The 18,518-nt window shown below is 52.1% G+C and carries 14 protein-coding genes; 1 reads left to right on the top strand and 13 read right to left on the bottom strand.

Going from position 1 to position 18,518, the window contains the following annotated elements; genetic code table 11:
• Window positions 1–106: 106 nt before the first annotated feature.
• The 6 genes from mutM to pnpS all read right to left on the bottom strand — a co-directional run bounded on the left by mutM (window position 107) and on the right by pnpS (window position 8,284).
• On the bottom strand, window positions 107–955 hold the full coding sequence (gene mutM / locus R70331_RS09995; RefSeq protein WP_042175032.1) for a DNA-formamidopyrimidine glycosylase: 849 nt from the start codon (window positions 953–955) through the stop codon (window positions 107–109).
• 51 nt (window positions 956–1,006) lie between these two features.
• Window positions 1,007–3,667 (bottom strand): DNA polymerase I, encoded by a 2,661-nt coding sequence (gene polA / locus R70331_RS09990; protein ID WP_042175030.1) that lies wholly within the window; start codon window positions 3,665–3,667, stop codon window positions 1,007–1,009.
• 216 nt (window positions 3,668–3,883) lie between these two features.
• A complete protein-coding gene (gene phoU / locus R70331_RS09985; RefSeq protein ID WP_042175028.1) occupies window positions 3,884–4,543 on the bottom strand; it encodes a phosphate signaling complex protein PhoU in 660 nt (219 codons plus the stop codon).
• 69 nt (window positions 4,544–4,612) lie between these two features.
• Window positions 4,613–5,368, bottom strand: a complete 756-nt coding sequence (gene pstB, locus R70331_RS09980; protein ID WP_042175027.1) for a phosphate ABC transporter ATP-binding protein PstB — start codon at window positions 5,366–5,368, stop codon at window positions 4,613–4,615.
• Between the two features lie 202 nt (window positions 5,369–5,570).
• The gene (locus R70331_RS09975; RefSeq protein WP_042175024.1) at window positions 5,571–6,299 is read right to left on the bottom strand and encodes a response regulator transcription factor; all 729 of its coding nucleotides are present in this window, start codon (window positions 6,297–6,299) and stop codon (window positions 5,571–5,573) included.
• 191 nt (window positions 6,300–6,490) lie between these two features.
• Window positions 6,491–8,284, bottom strand: a complete 1,794-nt coding sequence (gene pnpS, locus R70331_RS09970) for a two-component system histidine kinase PnpS (RefSeq protein ID WP_042175022.1) — start codon at window positions 8,282–8,284, stop codon at window positions 6,491–6,493.
• Between the two features lie 214 nt (window positions 8,285–8,498).
• Between pnpS and R70331_RS09965 the strand changes: the two genes are divergently transcribed.
• Entirely contained in the window at window positions 8,499–9,515 is a 1,017-nt protein-coding gene (locus R70331_RS09965) for a LacI family DNA-binding transcriptional regulator (protein ID WP_042175020.1), read from the top strand.
• Window positions 9,516–9,586: 71 nt separating this feature from the next.
• Here the strand turns inward: R70331_RS09965 and R70331_RS09960 are convergent, their stop codons facing one another.
• The 7 genes from R70331_RS09960 to R70331_RS09930 form a co-directional block, all read right to left on the bottom strand.
• Entirely contained in the window at window positions 9,587–10,399 is an 813-nt protein-coding gene (locus R70331_RS09960; RefSeq protein WP_042175018.1) for a CPBP family glutamic-type intramembrane protease, read from the bottom strand.
• 210 nt (window positions 10,400–10,609) lie between these two features.
• Window positions 10,610–13,609 carry an alpha-amylase family glycosyl hydrolase gene (locus R70331_RS09955; protein WP_042175015.1) on the bottom strand — a complete coding sequence of 1,000 codons (3,000 nt, stop codon included), beginning with the start codon at window positions 13,607–13,609 and terminating at the stop codon, window positions 10,610–10,612.
• A gap of 231 nt (window positions 13,610–13,840) precedes the next feature.
• Window positions 13,841–15,496, bottom strand: coding sequence for a fumarate hydratase (locus R70331_RS09950; protein WP_042182436.1), 1,656 nt, complete (start codon window positions 15,494–15,496; stop codon window positions 13,841–13,843).
• A gap of 137 nt (window positions 15,497–15,633) precedes the next feature.
• Complete coding sequence (thiH, locus tag R70331_RS09945) at window positions 15,634–16,749, bottom strand: 2-iminoacetate synthase ThiH (RefSeq protein WP_052418998.1); 1,116 nt, start codon at window positions 16,747–16,749, stop codon at window positions 15,634–15,636.
• A 39-nt stretch (window positions 16,750–16,788) separates the two neighbouring features.
• Complete coding sequence (locus R70331_RS09940) at window positions 16,789–17,553, bottom strand: thiazole synthase (protein ID WP_042175013.1); 765 nt, start codon at window positions 17,551–17,553, stop codon at window positions 16,789–16,791.
• A 52-nt stretch (window positions 17,554–17,605) separates the two neighbouring features.
• Window positions 17,606–17,809 (bottom strand): sulfur carrier protein ThiS, encoded by a 204-nt coding sequence (gene thiS / locus R70331_RS09935; RefSeq protein ID WP_042175011.1) that lies wholly within the window; start codon window positions 17,807–17,809, stop codon window positions 17,606–17,608.
• Entirely contained in the window at window positions 17,806–18,444 is a 639-nt protein-coding gene (locus R70331_RS09930) for a thiamine phosphate synthase (RefSeq protein WP_042175008.1), read from the bottom strand. The genes thiS and R70331_RS09930 overlap by 4 nt, the downstream gene beginning before the upstream one ends.
• Window positions 18,445–18,518 lie beyond the last annotated feature (74 nt).

The raw sequence follows: 18,518 nt of genomic DNA, 5'->3' as shown, positions 1-18,518 counted from the left end.
GTTCTTCACACAGTATATGGGCGGGACGGGCAGTCGGTTCCTGGGCTTTTGCGTCTAGCCGGATCGTTACGGTGTACTTCATCCTTAAATCAGGTAAATCCCGTATCTAATTGTTGTTTATAACAACCGTTAGCGGCTGGCAATTCGGGCAGATATGCGTGCCGCGGCCGCCTACAACGCTTTTCTCGATCAGAGTACCGCAGGTTGTGCAGGGCTGGTCCTTACGGCCGTAAATGAGATGCTGCTGCTGGTAGCTGCCGCTCTCACCCTGACCGTTGACATATGATTTGACCGATGAACCTCCAGCGTTGACTGCATCTGTCAGCGTTGATACGATCGCACTATGCAGCCGGTTCAGCTGCCCGTCCGAAAGCAGCTTCGCTGTCTCCTCAGGATGAATCCCTGCGCGGTGCAGTGCTTCATCTACATAGATATTACCGATGCCGACAATGTATTCCTGATTCAGCAGCAGGGGCTTGATCTTGGTACTGCGGTCCCCGACAATTTCTTTAAACCGCTCCGGCGTAAAAGAAACATCCAGCGGCTCCTGTCCCAGCTTGTTCAGCGGCTTCAGCAGCAGGTCCTCACCGGGATCGAACAGATGCATAGTCCCGAACTGGCGTACATCCGTGTAGCGAAGCTCCGTACCGTCGGTGAAATGGAAAATAACATGAGTATGCTTGTCCAGCAGCTCATCCTGACGGTACAGGCCGTAACGGCCCTCCATCCGCAGATGGGAGACCATAACGAGCCCGTCCAGCACAAACCGCAGGAATTTGCCTCTGCGCTCAACTGTAACAATGCTATGGCCTGCCAGCATGTTAGCAAAGGCCTGGGTATCGTCCGGACGCTGGATGATCCGCGGCAGCCGGACGGTGACGTGCTCTATCTGCTTGCCTGTAATTAATTCATTTAGTGTTCTTCTGACTGTTTCAACTTCCGGTAGTTCCGGCATAATGGCTCACCTCCACTCCATTATACCGGATAAAGCAAGGTAACGGGGAGCCTATTTAGCCTCGTACCAGTTACTGCCATAACTTACCTCTGCCTTTAGCGGCACGGACAGGCTAAGCGCTCCGGCCATCACCTCAGGCACAAGCTCCTTCATCAGCTCCAGCTCATCCGCCGGCACCTCGAACACAAGCTCATCGTGCACCTGAAGCAGCATGCGGCTCTTCAGCCCGCGTTCAAACAGCGCTTTATCCATATGCACCATAGCCAGCTTGATAATGTCGGCAGCCGTTCCCTGAATCGGAGTATTCATTGCGGTACGTTCAGCAAACGAACGGAGGTTGAAGTTGCTGGCATTAATCTCAGGCAGATAGCGGCGGCGCTCCAGCATCGTCGTAACATAGCCCTGCTTGCGTGCTTCCACAACAATATCGACCATGTACTGGCGGACACCGTTGAAGACCTCCTTGTATTGCTCAATGAACTGGGCGGCTTCCTTACGCGGAATATTCAAGTTCTGGGACAGCCCGTAATCACTGATGCCGTACACAATCCCGAAGTTAACTGCCTTGGCGGAGCGGCGCATGTTACTGTCCACCTGATCAGCAGTTACGCCGAATACATCCATTGCTGTCTTGGTGTGAATATCCATGTCCTCCAGAAAAGCTTCCTTCATCCGCTCATCGCCGGAGATGTGGGCCAGCACCCGCAGCTCAATCTGTGAATAGTCTGCCGCCAGAATCGACCAGCCCGGTTCAGAAGGAACAAATATCTTCCGCAGCTTGCGGCCTTCCTCCAGCCGGATTGGAATATTCTGCAGGTTCGGGAACTGGCTGCTGAGCCGTCCAGTCGCCGCAATTGTCTGCCGGTAGAAGGTGTGCACCTTCCCCGTCTGCTCCGAGATTTCCTTCAGCAGCCCTTCCACATAAGTGGACTGGAGCTTGGCAATCGTACGATACTGCAGAATCAGACGCACCACGTCATGATAAGGTGCCAGCTTCTCCAGCACTTCTGCATCTGTAGAGTAGCCTGTCTTGGTCTTCTTCACCACAGGCAGCCCCAGCTTCACGAACAGAATTTCGCCGAGCTGCTTCGGTGAGTTGAGGTTAAATTCAGTGCCGCAGATCTCATAAATTTCCGTAACCAGCGACGCAATCTGTGCCTCGAACTCTTTGCCCAGCTCTTTAAGCTCCTCTTTGTTAACGGCAATGCCCTGCTTCTCCATGTCAGCCAGAATCCGTGACAGCGGCATCTCCAAATCCACGAACAATCCGGTCATTGCTGTCTCACGCAGCTCCTCCTGCTGCTTAGCCACAATACCGAGCACAGTTGCGCTCTTGCGGGCTACGTGGTTGCCCAGAATTTCAAGCTCCGGAATTTTGTATTTGGCGCCTTTGCCAAAAATATCTTCGTCCGGTGACAGGCGGGGCAGACCGTATTTGGAGGTGAGATCATTCAGGTTCTGATTCGATTCCGTCGGGTCAAGCAGATATGCGGCAAGCTGAACATCATTCGCAGCCCCGGCAAAAGCAATTCCCTGCCAATGTAATGCCAGATCTGCGCGGTGCAGATCATATCCGCTCTTCGGCGCCTTGCTGTCTCCCAGCCAGTCCCGCAGCGGCGCTGCCGCCGGGCTCTGCAGCAGTTCAAACGGAACATAATAATGCCGCTCCGGCGAAGATAGGCCGATACCGATTACCTCGGACCGGTGGGGATTCTCCCCGTTCGTCTCCACATGCAGAGCTGAAATCTCCGGGAGTGCGGCAATCAGCGCATCCAGATCAGCCTCACCGACGATTGTAATATCCAGCTCGGCAGCTTCAACTGCTGCTGATTCATCTGATGATCCGGAATGCGCACTCAGCGACAGACGCTCCAGAAGAGACTTGAACTCCAGCTTCGCCAGCGCAGGTCCTGCTGTATCCCGGTTAATCCCTGTAAAGGACATATCCTCCCAGGCATGCTCGAGCGGAACCTCGCGGTAGATGGTCGCCAGCTTTTTGCTCATAACCGCACTGTCCGCATGCTCCTCCAGCTTCTCCTTCATCTTACCCTTTAGCTCGCCTGTTCCGGCCAGAACGCTTTCTACGGAGCCGAACTGGTGCAGCAGCTTAAGCGCGGTTTTCTCACCCACTCCAGGCACCCCTGGAATATTATCACTCGCATCGCCCATAAGGCCCTTCAGGTCAATGATCTGCTCAGGCGTCAAATCGTATTTCTCGCGGATCTGCTGCGGCCCGTACAGCTCCACTTCAGTTACGCCTTTACGCACAAGCGCTATGGTTGTATGTTCCGAAGCCAGCTGCAGCATGTCCTTATCCCCGGATACGATCATCACTTCACGTCCGGCAGCATCTGCCTCACGGGAAATCGTTCCGATAATATCGTCAGCCTCATAGCCGTTGATCTCAAACTGCGGAACCCCAAGATCACGCAGCAAACCTTTTAGTAAAGGGAATTGTTCGGATAGCTCCGGCGGCGTTTTTTGCCGTCCGCCCTTATAATCCTCATAGCCTTCATGACGGAACGTAATCTTTCCTGCATCAAATGCCACGATCATATGGCTTGGTTTATGTTCTTCAATTAAACGCAGCAGCATGGTCGTAAAGCCGTATACGGCGTTCGTCTGCTGCCCGGCTGTATTCGTCAGCGGCGGCATCGCAAAAAATGCGCGGTAAATAATATTGTTTCCATCTATTAGTATCAACTTGTCCACTGTAGCACCTCGCCTTTTTCTTGCTTACTCTTTACATCTTACCATATGCCCTGCACCAAAATGAACCAAAGCGCACGATTTACGCTGCAGCTAAGCATATTCCCGCATGGAATGCAGGATTGCCAAACTTCACCGGCTTGAAACCGTAAACCCTGCGATAACAACAAAAAAACAGCAGCCCGCCTAAGGCGGGTGCTGTTGTGGCACTGCTTCATTTTACTGATTCAAATCCGGGCGCTTCCCGGTTACCAGATACACTACGCTCTCACCGATGTTGGTCGCATGATCGGCGATCCGTTCAATATAGCGGCCAACCAAGGTCAGCAGCATCGCCTGGTTCAGCGATTCCGGCTTCTCAACCATGTAAGCATACAGCTCATTAATGGTTGAACTGTACAGCCCGTCAACCTGATCGTCATCCTGGGCCATTTTGTAAGCCAGATCCGTATTCTCATCCAGGTAGGATTGAATGGCTTCCGTAATCATCACCGATACGATCTCAGCCATACGAGGAATATCCACCAGCGGCTTAATCAGTGTCTGCCCCTGAATGCGCATAGTTACCTTAGCCACGTCCAAAGCCAGGTCACCCATACGCTCAAGGTCACTGGAGATTTTGAAGGCAACAATGATACGGCGCAGATCCTTTGCAACAGGCTGCTGGGTAATGATCAGGCGGGAACCGATTTCCATAATCCGGTCTTCCATCGCATTGAGATGCAAATCCGCCTTTACAATTTCCTGTGCGCGTGCAATGTCAAGCGTCTGCAAGGCAACAATTGCACCTTCCAGTGCATCATTTACGTGTTCGCCCATTTGCTGCAGCAGGCTGCGCAGTTCTTCCAGATCTTTGTCGAATTCTTTTCTGCGAATCATAATAAAAGAGTTCCTCCTCAAAAACATATGGTCAGCCTGATATTTCAGGAGCGGGTCCCCGATAGGATATTAGCCGAAACGTCCGGAGATATAGTCTTCAGTGCGGGAGTCCTTCGGGTTCGAGAACAGCATTTCTGTATCCGCAGCCTCCACAATAACGCCGTTCAGGAAAAATACAGTGCGGCCGGATACACGGGCAGCCTGATGCATGTTGTGCGTTACCATAACAATCGTATATTTGCTGCGGAGCTCCTGTACCAGTTCCTCAATCTTGAGGGTCGACACAGGGTCAAGGGCAGAGGTTGCCTCATCCATCAGCAGAATATCTGGCTGAACGGCAAGCGCTCTGGCAATACACAGGCGCTGCTGCTGTCCGCCGGACAGGCTGAGTGCAGACTTTTTCAGGAAATCCTTAACTTCCTCCCACAGGGCCGATTGGCGGAGACTCTGCTCCACAATCTCATCAAGCTCCTGCTTCGAGTGGGTTCCATGCAGACGCGGGCCGTAAGCCACATTGTCATAGATCGACTTCGGAAAAGGATTGGGCTGCTGAAACACCATACCGACCTGCTTGCGCAGGCTCTCCACTTCCACTTCGTCGCTGTAGATATTTTTGCCGCCGATGTTCACTTTACCTTCAATACGTGTTCCGGGAATCATGTCGTTCATACGGTTTAGGGTGCGCAGGAGGGTGGATTTACCACAGCCGGACGGTCCGATAAAGGCGGTTACCTGTTTCTCCGGAATCTGCAGATCCACGTTCTTCAATGCGTGAAATGACTCATAGTAGAGATCAAGCTTCTCTATGTCAATGATGGATTTCATGTGTTTTGGCAGTCTCCTTCTCATCATCTTCGTTCCCAATGATAAGCTTTGAGTGTAAATAGAGTTGAAGAGAAATGTTAACGCAGTGTAAAATCACAAACTGCGTAATCATTATCTAAGCTAATTGTAATTATATTTTATATTTAATATTAATTTTTTATGTACAACATTTACGCCAGACGATTAAAAAAACACCGGCATATTAAATGACCGGTGCTCTTTTTTTATTAACAACCAGCTTGTAGCCCACTCCGCGGATCGAATCGATATGGACGGATTCCGGATCAAGCTCCAGCTTCTTGCGCAGGGAACTGACATGTACATCCACTGTGCGCTGCCCGCCGATATAATCAAATCCCCAGACCGCATTCATCAGGTCATCACGGGTCAGCACAACCCCCGGCTTGCGTGCCAAATACAGCAGCACTTCAAATTCCTTGGGCCGCAGGTTAATGCTGTGTCCGCCCAGAGAGACCTCATACCGCTCCGGATAAATCTCCAGCTGTCCCAAAATAATGGTTGAAGCAGAGACTGGATTGTCCGGCTGAATTTCTTCAGCCACCCCGGATATGCGCCGGAGCACGGCACTGACTCTGGCAAGCAGCTCAGATACGCCAAACGGCTTGGTTATGTAATCATCGGCACCGGATTTCAGGCCGCGGACTACATCCTCTTCGGCGTTCTTGGCCGTCAGTACAATTACAGGCGTGCGGATGCCTTGTCCGCGAAGCTTGTCAAGGATATCTATCCCGTTCATACCGGGCAGCATCAGATCCAGTACGATCAGATCAAAAGGTTCTCTAGTCGCACGGTCGTATCCTGCCGTTCCATGATCCTCCACTGTTACTTCATAGCCTTCCTGCGTCAGATTATAGGACAGCAGCCGGGCAAGCGTCGGTTCGTCTTCAATGACCAGCAATCGTTGTGCCATAGTTTCCCCCGTATTCACGTGTTTTTAAATTTTACAAAAAATGCAGCAAACCCATCATATCACCGGAATGTTAACTTGGTGTAAAATAACAACAAATTTCGCAGATGATCCTGCAGATTAATAGTATTCCTCTGCGCTGCAATTGGCAAATCGGTTCACCGCTTATTATAGCGATATCCGGCACCCTGCAGTTATTTATCGTGCTCCTGCAGCAGCGGCAGCTCCAGAATAAACGAGCTTCCGATTCCCAGATCGCTCTCTACAGTTATCGTACCCCGGTGAAGCTCCACCAGATGCTTGACTATAGATAAGCCGAGCCCTGTACCGCCGGAGCTTCTGGAGCGGGCTTTATCCACCCGGTAGAACCGTTCAAAAATCCGCGGCAGATCCTTGCGGGGGATGCCCATCCCCGTATCACTGACTGTAAAGATAACCGTTTCCGTGCCGTCAGGCTTATGCCCGTCAGCTACTGTAACTTTGACATTGCCGCCGTCATGTGTGTAATTGATCGCGTTGGAGAGCAGGTTCATAAAGATTTGCCGCAGCTTATCCTCATCCCCTTCCATTAAAAGCTCATCCGGGATATTTGCGCTGAGGCTGATTTTTTTCTTCTCAGCTACTTTACTTAACGTTTCCAGAACGGAATCAAAGAACTCGCTTAAATATACCGGAGAGCAGTCGAGCTGCACCCGCTTGGATTCAATTTTGGACAGCTCCAGAATGTCGCCGATCAGCCGGTTCAGCCGTTCATTCTCATCATAAATAATCTGCAGGAACGAGCGCGCCGTCTTCTCGTCGGTTACACCGCCGCCGAGAAGCGTCTCGGCAAAGCCTTTGACTGCAGCAACAGGCGTCTTCAGCTCATGCGACACATTGGCAACAAACTCGCTGCGCATCTTCTCCAGCCGGCGGATATCGGTAACCTCCTGTAGCAGGAACAGCATTCCCCGGTGAGAGCCGTCCTGCGCCATCGGCACTCCGTCCAGCCGGACAATCCGCTCTGCCGGGGTATAAATACTGCGCTCTTCATGAATAGGCTCACAACGCATTATACCTTCTTCAATAAGCCGGCTCAGCTCATAATGATGCTTCAGCTCTTTATAGGAATGCCCGGTCATTTCGCTGTTCTTCACATCCAGCATACGTTCTGCCGCCCGGTTAATCAGGGCAAATTCGCCTTCAGCATTAACCATGACAATACCGCCGGTCATATTATCAAGCACGCTCTGCAGCAGATCCTCATTGTCGCGGATCGTTTTGAGCTGGGCCTGCAGGCTGTCCGCCATGGCATTGATCGCTTTGGCCAGCTGGCCGACCTCATCCTTGCGCTGCATCGGCACTCTCGCATCATAATCCAGATCCGTAATTCGCCGGGCAACCCTTGTTATCTGCTCAAGAGGCGAGGTCATGCTCGATGCCACTTTATAGCTGACAAAGGTTGCTGCCACGAATAGCAGAACCAGTCCTATAGCCATGATGAACCATGCCCTGCTCAGACCCTCGGTTACTGCGTCCAGACCCATCGACAGCCGGATATAACCGTCAAAGCCGTCAGCTGAGGTTACAGCACCGGCAACATAAAGCATTTCGCGGTCCAGTGTATCGCTGTAGCGGATAGCCCGTCCGATCCCTTCCTTCTGCGCAAGCATTTCCTCTTCACGGTTAGAATGATTGTCCATTTCCAGCGGATTCCGTTCAGAATCACCGATAACCTTCCCTTCTTTCGTAATGAAGGTAATCCGCGAGTCGGTTAGCCCGGCAATATGCTTAGCCCGTTCCGTATAATAGGAGATCGCCTCCGGACTGTTCATATCAACAAACTGGAAAGTTCCGGAGAGCAGTTTTATTTCCCGGGACATGTTCTCCTCCAGCGCTGAAATGTGTGAATCCTTAAAGAGCTTGGCCATCGTGAGGCCTGCGCCGATCATCGAGATGCCAACCAGAGCCATAAGGATAAAGGTAAGACGAATGCGGAACGGTTTCATATCAGGCAATCCTCTTTCTTCTCTTTTGTCTTTGAGAACATCCTAACTCCATTTCTGCAAAAATACCAGTTCCCGGCACAATTATCAACGCAGTGTAAAATCCCTATCCGACTGCCGGCTGCTCCGGTAAAAATGTTGCCTGTCGTATATAGCACCGCAAAATGCTAAACTATTAGATAGTACCTTTTACTCTTATTTTTTGTGAGGGATCCCGATGAAAGTAACCATTTCGGATGTGGCAAGAGCAGCAAATGTGGCAAAATCTACTGTCTCTAAGGTGTTGAACGACTCTCCCAAAATATCATCCGAGACGAAGCAGCGCGTCCGTGAGATTATGAAGCAGATGAATTATATACCGAGCAGCATCGCAACCGGTTTAGCCAGACAGAGCTCTCAGACGGTAGGCCTGCTGGTTGATATGTCAAAAGAAAGTGAGTTCCTTAACCAGTTCTTCTACAATATCATCGGCGGAATTGAAAGCGTTATGGGTCCTCTCGGATATGAGCTGACGCTCTGCAATATCCAGCATCATGACGCGGAGGATCATTTTCTGAACCGGCTGGTGCTGAACCAGCGGGTCGACGGAATTATTGCCAACAATTCGGTACTGACGGAGGAGCTGGCCAAGGAGCTGGACCGCCTCCGCTTTCCTTACGTTTCTATCGGAGAAATGGAGCCTGCTGCGAGCTGGGTCGATTTCGACAATGAAGCCGGCGGGAGAATGCTGACCCGCCATCTGCTGGAGCAGGGCTACAGCAGACCCGCATTCATCGGCGGCCAGCGGAATGAACGGATTTTCACCCGGCGGCTGGGCGGTTATCTTCAGGCGCTTAAGCAGTCCGGTGTCATTGTCCACCAGGACTGGATCATCAACGGCCAGGCGGATGAGCATGAAGGCTACCGCTCCGCCCTCAGGCTCCTGCAGCGCGAAGACCGGCCGGACTCGGTCGTATGCATGACCAACTATACCGCCTTCGGTGTCCTGAAGGCCGCGCGTGCTCTGGGGATAGAGGTTCCGGGCCAGCTGGGTATTGCGGCGTTTGATGAATATCCCTTGTCCCGCTATACGACCCCGCCGCTAACTTCACTGAACATCGATACCTTCAAGCTTGGAGTGACCTCCGGCCAGTGGCTGATGGACCATATCTGCGGGAACTGTACCGGCTCACGGAGACTGCTGCTGGAGCCTGAGCTCATTGTACGCGAGTCTACAGCAGGCCTTACGCGCTAACTTGTCACCTAATATAACTAAAGACAGGGGCTGTTCTGCTTGTTTAGCAGACAGCCCCTGTCTTTATATTTTTAATAGGGAAGACCCAAAAAACAGAACCGGATGACATCAACAATCCCATGCGCCAGCATGGCGGAAGTGATGTCCCTTTTCTTCTGAAGAACGGCAAACGGAAGACCGAAGAGCAAAGCCAGCATGATAATGTTGATGACTCCCGGAACGATCCCGTTATTGATAATGATGTCCGGAGTATGTATTAGCACATGCGGAATAATCATCATAAACCAGGCGGTGAATCTTTTCGCTCTGGTATCCATTCTGCCGTTCAGCAGTGACAGGCATAAGGCGTAGAACACTGCACGCATAGCCATCTCTTCATATATTGCCGGGCTGAGTGCAATTTTGAAATAAGCGAACTTAATACTGAAGCTGTCCAAGGCCTTCCCGCTCAGCAGCAGATTAATTATGCCTAGTACCGCACCGGCAGCAATACCGGTAAGCAGGCTTACAGCAACTGTTTTTTTGTTTGAATTTTGCAGGAAGACAAGCCGATTATCACTGAACCTGTTAAAAGTACTGAATACAGCAAGAGATGACATTAAAGTGATGACGCTCGTTTCAATCATAGTGAACAGGGGAAGGTTAATATACGCTGCCGCAACTGCTGCCGCCAGCAGGAGCGAGATCAGGATCTGCCGTTTTGCAGGCAGCTTGTGCTTAACTAATAAAAATACGCTTACAAGCAGCGAACATGCCCCAAGGACAATCCACATTCTAGATGTTGCATCGGTTTGATTACTGCCGGCATAAAAGTTCAGCACAAAAAGCAGCATAAATACGCCAAACATCATCCATACCATTTTCAAGTTACTCTTGATAGCCACAGCTATCCCCCTTCCAGATTACACATTTGTATACAGACAATTGTATAATCCTACCACCATAATCCTTGTGAATAAATGAACTAACTCACTCCTTAACTGCTGAAGGCCTTGCCGCCTTATTTATCAGACAGTCACAGCAGCAGATTACTCCTCCTGCTAAAAAAGCAGCGCCGCCCCAAACGGAGCAGCGCTGCTGTAACTACCGGTAAACTATTGATCCTTCCAGCGCTGCACGGTCAGGTTCACAGTCTGCGCTCCACCGGGCGGTGTCAGGGTCCGGTTGGCAATGTCTGCACCGCTTGTGCTGGTTTCAACCGAAGCCCAAGTACCGCGGGTGACCTTGTACTGTACTGCTGTTCCTGCGGGCAGGCTGAGTGTGATGGAGTAGACACCATCACTGCCTTTAGTCAGCTGATAAGCAGGATCGGCCGCTGCCCAGCTGTTGAAGGAGCCGCTGAGATACACCGGTCCGGATGACGGTGTAGTACTTGGAACACTCACCCTGAAGGTTACGCTGTCCGCTTGCGGCACGCCGGAAGTCAGGCTTCCATTTACAAGGCTCCAGCTGCCGGCAGTCAGATGATAGTTGCTGCCTCCGTTATTATCCCAGGTACCGCTGCCATTATTGAAGGCTGCAGTCAGACCGGCCGCCGTGCCCAGCTGAACTGTAGCTGTCTTATATCCAGCATAAGACGAAGCCTGCAGCTGCACTCCCGGTGAAGTGGTCCATACGCTTGAGCCGTCTACACTGTAATGCATATATGAATTCGTGAATGTTGTATTCTTGTAGTAAATGGTCACTGAATTGCCAACAGGAGTAGCGGTAGGAGTTGGTGTAGCCGTTGGCGCTACTGTTGGTGTTGCTGTTGGTGTAACTGTAGGCGTTGGTGTAGCGGTCGGCGCTATTGTCGGAGTCGGTGTAGCCGTTGGCGCTACCGTAGGTGTGGCAGTAGGCGCTACCGTTGGAGTCGGTGTAGCAGTCGGGCCTGCCGGGCCTCCTGACTGGATATTTCCGGCAGGTGTATACGTCCAGGTGCCTGTGCCGAACAGATAATTGCTGCCTCCATTGCTGTCCCACGTGCCGCTGCCGTTGTTGAAGCAGGCTTCTAGCTGGGTAGCTGAGCCGATATTAATCGTAATCTTGTTGTAGCCTGATACTTCTGCAGCCGGAATAGCTACACCTGGTGCAGTCGTCCAGGTTCCGCCGGCAGGCCGGTAGTGAATGTAAGGGGTAGTATAACCCTGCTTATAATAGATCGTTACACTGTTCCCGGCCGGAGTTGTCACCAGCGCAGCTGCACTGAAGGCGGACAGGTTACCTGCCGCGTCAAAAGCTTTTACCGTATAGGTGTAACTTGTCTGTCCCGCCAGTCCGCTGTCTGTATAGGAGGTGGTTGCAGAAGTGCCTACCTTGACTCCGTTGCGGTAAATTTCATAGCCGGTTACCCCCACATTGTCGGTGGACGCTGTCCAGCTGACCAGTGCACTGGAGGCATTTTGTACGGTGGCTGTAACGTTAGCAGGAGCTGTTGGAGCAGAGGTATCGGTTACAGGCTGTGTTTTGGAATAGATTTTGGCCGAGTTGGCATTGGCGGATACAGTGATCTGCTTCCCCGTAACACCGCCTGCCTGTACTGTTACTGTATCTGAGGTATTGAGCTGATTGATTAACACCGTTCCGGCAGTCAGCGTACTTTCGCTGCGAAGCGGAATGGTGACCGTCTGCGTCCCGCCAGAGGCATTGCTGAATACAGAAATGACCTCCTGCCCGACATTCGTGCCAGTATCAATCCGGCGTGAGAAGGCATACAGATTCTGGGCGGACCACATCTCACGCTGGGTGCCTGTACGCAGGGCCGGATTATTTTTGCGGATTTCATTCAGCTTGGCTACATGCTTGTACGTGCTCGTATTTTCATTAAAATAGTTCTCCAGAACATTGCCGTTTGCATCCCGCTTCACCATCGACCAGCGGTTCCAGGTATCGGCAATGCCGCCGGTCATAATCTGGCCGTTACCGTTGCCCTTATTCTGTTCTGTTCCCTGGAAGACTACCGGCGTCCCCCGGACGGTGAAAATAAAGGAGAGTGCATTCTGCAGCTTCTCTACACTGCCTCCAGCCTCCGTAAGGAACCGGTTACGGTCATGATTGTCGATAAAGGTAACCATGTGGTTCGCATTTCCGTTGTAATATGAATCCTGTGCTAAAGTACTCTTAACGTTGGACTCAAAAGACTGCCCGTAAGCAAAGCTGTTCAGCACCGAGAAGAATAACGGGAAGTCCAGCATTCCCCATTCCTTGTTCGCTCCAACCCAGCGGGAGACAAATTCCGCATTGCCGTCAAAATTCTCACCAAAGGTATTAACCCCCAGCAGATTCTGCAGCTCACCGATGTCGGCAGGCTTCATCAGCTTGGCGGCATCCACGCGTGCACCATCTGCTCCGGTATAGTCAAACCAGGCTTTGATGGAGCTGAAGATAGCCTGCTTCGCGGCAGGAACATCAAAGTCAATGTCATCCAGCCCGCCCAGATCATGATTCTCCAGATAATCCTGGGCCCATTGATCATATCTGCCGTCGGCCAGCGACCAGTTAATATCCCCGTTGTGATGATACCAGGCCGGGTTGTTGAACGGTGCAGCCGGCTGCAGACCCGGGATATCGTAATAAGCCTGAGTCCCGAGCATATAGTCGCCGATATGATTCGGCACTACATCAATAATGACCTTGATGCCAAGCGCGTGTGCAGCATCCACCAGCTCCTTAAGCTTCTCCTTAGTGCCAAAGTACGGATTGGCAGCATTGGGGTCTTTTACATTGTAGCCGTGATAGGCAGTGTTCTTGCCCGTTCCGTTATTATCGCGGCTGGTCATCTGCGGCTCGGCCACAGGAGAAATCCAGATCGCGGTATAACCCATATTAGCGATATAGGGAAGCTTGTTGATGACCCCCTGCCAGTCCCCGCCCTTCATATAACGGAAATCCTCTTCGGAGGTTTCCCCGTAGCGGATTGCAGCCCCGGTTGCATTATTGGACGTATCCCCGTCAGAGAACCGGTCGACCATAATCTGATAAATCGTGTCATTCTCCGTAATAGTGCCAATGCTTGCCGCTTCAGCCTTAGACGGTGCCAGAACAAACAAATTCGTCATAACAGACAGAACAATAGACGTGATCAGAACCGGAATCAGCCATCGGTTGCGTTTCATTCCCTCATCTCCCTCTCCTCATTGAACCCATTGGAAATTCTGCTGCTTGTGAACTATCACCGCATCACTTGCATATCTGAGATGTTATCAAGGAAACCGGTTTCCCAAGTAAAAATTACCATGTCCATGTATGCGCTGTCAAGAAAAATTATGCCAAAAAGCCTCCTTTCCGGAATTTGAAAGGAGGCTTCTGCTTACACCGCTGTCATCATCAATTCTGAAGCAGTTATTTTATTTAAAAACCGGCTCCCGGAACTGGGCCAGCTTGGCCGCGGAGTCCTTCTCAACATCAGCGTGCAGGCTGTTGCCGTGTGAATCCATCGTTACAATGGCGGCAAAGCCCTCTACCTGAAGATGCCACATCGCTTCCGGAATACCGAATTCCATGAAATCAACCGCGTTAACCCTTTTGATGCATTCTGCGTAGTACTGTGCTGCTCCGCCGATCGCGTTCAGGTATACCCCGCCATGCTCCTGCAGCGCCTTCAGCGTCTTGGGACCCATCCCGCCCTTGCCGATTACTGCGCGGATGCCGAATTTCTTGATAATATCGCCCTGGTAAGGCTCCTCACGGATGCTGGTAGTCGGACCTGCCGCCTTAACATGCCACCCTTCATCGTCCTTTAGCATAACAGGCCCGCAGTGATAGATAACTGCTCCGTTCAGATCAACCGGCGTGTCATGGTCCATCAGGTATTTATGCAGCGCATCACGTCCTGTATGCATTTCTCCGGACAGAATGACAACATCACCGACCCGCAGGCTGCGGATATCCTCTTCACTGACCGGTGTAGTCAGCCGGACCTCTCGTGAACCCTCAGCAGCAGCGGTATCAGGTACAGCCGGTTCCACGGCACCAGCTGCCGCTGCCATAGCAGGAGCTGCCGGAATTACGGCATCCCCGGGAATAACGCCGGCTTCGGCCGCAGCCGGATGCGCGGTCACGGATACAGGAACCGGCCCGCCCGCGTCATCGACGGAAATACCGGTTCCGCGCTCATAGAGCCAATCCCTGATCTCTCCGGTTGCCGGCTCCACCAGAATACCCTGGCGGCGGAATGCCCAGCAGTTATAGGCAACCGAGACGAAAAAGCTGGCCGGAAGCCGGTTCATTACACCAACCTTGCAGCCGAGCAGCGTAACTTCGCCGCCGAAGCCCATCGTGCCGATTCCCAGCTTGTTCGCGTTCTCCATAATGTAATCTTCCAGCTTGCCCAGATCCTCCACAGGGTTCGTATCTTCAACCTTGCGGAACAGCTGCTTCTTCGCCAGCTCATATCCGGTTGTCCGGTCTCCGCCGATGCCGACACCGATGAAGCCGGCGCTGCAGCCTTGCCCCTGGGCCTGATACACGGCATGAAGGATGCATTTGCGGATGCCATCCAGATCACGGCCCGCCTTGCCCAGCCCCTCAAGCTCAGCCGGAAGGCTGTACTGGATGTTTTTATTCTCACAGCCGCCGCCTTTAAGGATAAGCCTTACGTCTATATTCTCTTCTTCCCACTGTTCAAAATGAATGACCGGTGTACCTGCGCCAAGGTTATCCCCGCTGTTCTCGCCGGTCAGCGAATCAACTGAATTCGGCCGCAGCTTCCCGTTCTTTGTAGCCCGGATGACCGCACTATGGATATCTTTTTTCATCTCAATCTGATTGACGCCTACAGGCGTATGAATAATAAAAGTCGGCATCCCCGTATCCTGGCAGATGGGCGATACCTGAAGCTCGGCCATGCCGATATTCTTGGCAATTGTCGTCAAGGCCAGGCCCGAACGGGTGGCACGGTCTTCCAGTGCACGTCCCTTGGCAACAGCCCTGCGCACATCACCCGGCAAATTTGTGGAGGTCTCAACAATCAGATTATACATGCTCTCTTCGAAATTCTGCATCTTCATTCCGGCTCCTCTCATCCATAGCAGGTTGTCTTACGTCTGATACAATTAGTATTATCATATCACACTCTGACAGGCATGAAAGGGTTTACTTCAAAATTGAACTACCCTATTCCGGGGCAATTCTACCGTGTTCAGTATAATTCGGCTTCAAGCATATCCCAGTCCTTAAAAACCGGCTGCAGGCTGCCCGCTTTAAGCATTTCGGAGATCTCCCGCACACTGCGCCCGTCCGAGATTTCAAACTGCGGCGTACCGCCCTGCTGCGTATGTCCTCCAACTTCCGTGGATACCCCGGCAGACATTTTGGTTACCCCCAGATGGATAAGGCGGTCTCTTAAAGCAGACGGTTCTCGCGTGGACAGAGTGATACCCGACCGGGGAAGAAACAGGCGGTAAGCCAGAATAATCTGCACCAGAGACCGGTCGGATACGGTGTGCTCCGGATTGTATTCTCCCAAAAAAGGGCGAAAACGCGGAGCAGACAAGCCGATTTCACATTCCGGGTATTTGTCCTGCAGGTATCTCGCGTGCATGGCCGTAAGGAATGCCTCCTGCCGCCAGTCATGCATCCCCAGCAGCGCCCCGATATTTACCGTCCTGAATCCTGCCCGGCAGCCCCGCTCAGGTGCATCCAGCCGGTTGCGGTAGATTCTCTTGGGTCCCTTAACATGCAGCTTGCGGTAGGTCTCCTCATGATAAACCTCCTGATACAAGGTTAACCCGTCTACACCGGCCTCCTTAAGCTCCTTATACTCGTCCTCAGATAAGGGGTTCACTTCAATGCTGACAGAAGAGAAAAATTCCTTGAGTATCATCACACATTCCTTGAGATAAGAGACCGGGCTTTCCGTCCGCGATTCTCCTGTCAGGATTAGAATGTGCCTGATTCCAGTAGCCGCTATTGCCTCTGCTTCCTTCCTTACTTCCGCAGGACTGAGTTTTTTTCTCGGAAAATCATAAATAGAGCTGAAGCTGCAGTACGTGCAGTGATTTATGCAGAAATCTGCAAGGTACATCGGTGTAAAGAGCTGCATGACATGCCCAAAATGCGAACGAGTCAGGCTTCTGGCCTTCAAGGCCATCTCTTCCAGACAGTCTGCTGCTGCAGGAGACAGCAGAACCTGCAGATCATGCTCATCCAGCTGCTCTTTGCAGAGCGAACGCTTCACATCGTCCTTTGTATACTGCCCCCATAAGCCTGTATTCACCTGATGGCCAAGAGCGTGTACGTTCTCATAAAACCCCATGGTATTCCTCCTTTTCGCCGGTCCCTGTCACTATCACTATCAGCCGAGAAAACCCGTTAATGGCGATGACGCCGATGCGGTCTCCTCTACGGGACCCAGTCCCGCCAGGTAGGCCTTGCGGCCTGCAGCTACGGCATCGCGGAATGCCGAGGCCATGAGCAGCGGGTTACTCGCGGTGGCAATCGCCGTATTCAGCAGCACAGCAGCAGCGCCCAGCTCCATCGCTTCCGCCGCTTCAGACGGCCTGCCGATACCGGCATCTACAATGACAGGAAGATCGACCTCCGTTATCAGAATACGCAGCAGCTCCCGGGTTCTTAGCCCGCGGTTAGTACCTATAGGCGATCCAAGCGGCATAACTGCTGCGGCTCCCGCTTTTTTCATAAGGAGGGCAGCGGATAAATCCGGGCTCATATACGGAAGCACCACAAAGCCCTCAGCAGCCAGAATTTCCGTGGCACGGATCGTTTCCGCATTATCGGGCAGCAGATATTTCTGGTCATTGATGACTTCAATTTTCACCCAGTTGCCCAGACCTGTTGCCTTAGCCAATCTGGCAATCCGGACAGCCTCTTCTGCAGTGCGTGCACCGGAGGTATTGGGAAGCAGAGTCATGCTGCTTGGGATATGGCTGATGATATTATCATTGCTGTCCGGGTCTACACGACGGAGGGCAACCGTTATAACCTGAGAGCCCGAAGCCTCCACTACCTCCGGAATAAGGCTATTGCGGCTGTATTTGCCGGTTCCGATAAACAGTCTGCTCGATAAAGACTGGCCTCCGATGACTAAAGAATCTGACATATGAATTCCCTCCTGCATTTATTAATTACGGTGAACAAGGAGCGGGCCTTAATCAGCCTCCCCCCACAAAATGTACGATCTCAATCCGGTCTCCTTCGCCCAGCAGGATAGTATCGTATTCCTCTTTGGCAACAATTTCACCGTTCAGCTCCACAATAACCATTCTCTTGTTCCAAGCAGGCAGTTTAAGCAAATCAGCTACTGTCCGGCAGCTCTCTTTGTACGTTTCGGCTTTGCCGTTGACTATCAGATTCATGCTTTCTCACCTCCTTCGGGGGCCGCCTCCATCACTGCGTTCCTGTAGGCCCGCGCAGCAGAGAGCGGGTCCGCCGCACCGCATATACCGGACATCACCGCTATTCCTGCCGCACCTGTCTGCAGCACATGCGGCGCATTATGCGGCGTAATTCCTCCCAATGCAATAACCGGAGTCCTGGCGGCAAGCACAGCCTCCTTCAGCTGAGTCAATCCGCGTTCCTTCAGGCCGGGCTTGCTGGTTGAAGGATACACATGTCCAAAAAGGCAATAGTCTGCCCCCTGGCTGGCTGCATCTATACTCTCCGAAGCGGAATGCACCGAGGAACCAAGCCGCAGGGAACAGCCCGCTGCCAGCCGCGCAGCAGCAGCAGGCAGGCTGTTCCCGGCCAGCTGGACACCCGCTGCTCCCACAGCCATTGCTACGTCAAGCCGGTCATTGATGATCAATTTGCAGGCCGGTACACCGGCATTCAGCAGAATTAATGCCAGATGATACAGCTCCTGCGCCGATAGCTTCTTTTCGCGTAAATGAATATAGTCTACCTGCGGATGAACAGCAGCTGCGAGTACAACGAACTCCTCTGCAGCAAGCTTTCCGTCCGAAAGCAGATGAATTTCTGCCAGCCTGTCCACCTCCCTTTTCGTGTCTCGTCTGCACAAAAAGACGCAAAAAAACCGCCTCCAGGCGGGAGGCGGTTAAACAGTAT

Source organism: Paenibacillus sp. FSL R7-0331 (assembly GCF_000758645.1).
Taxonomy (GTDB): domain Bacteria; phylum Bacillota; class Bacilli; order Paenibacillales; family Paenibacillaceae; genus Paenibacillus_AQ; species Paenibacillus_AQ camerounensis.
The sequence above is the reverse complement of the archived record's forward strand: the minus strand, read 5'-3'. Positions and strand labels throughout refer to the sequence as shown.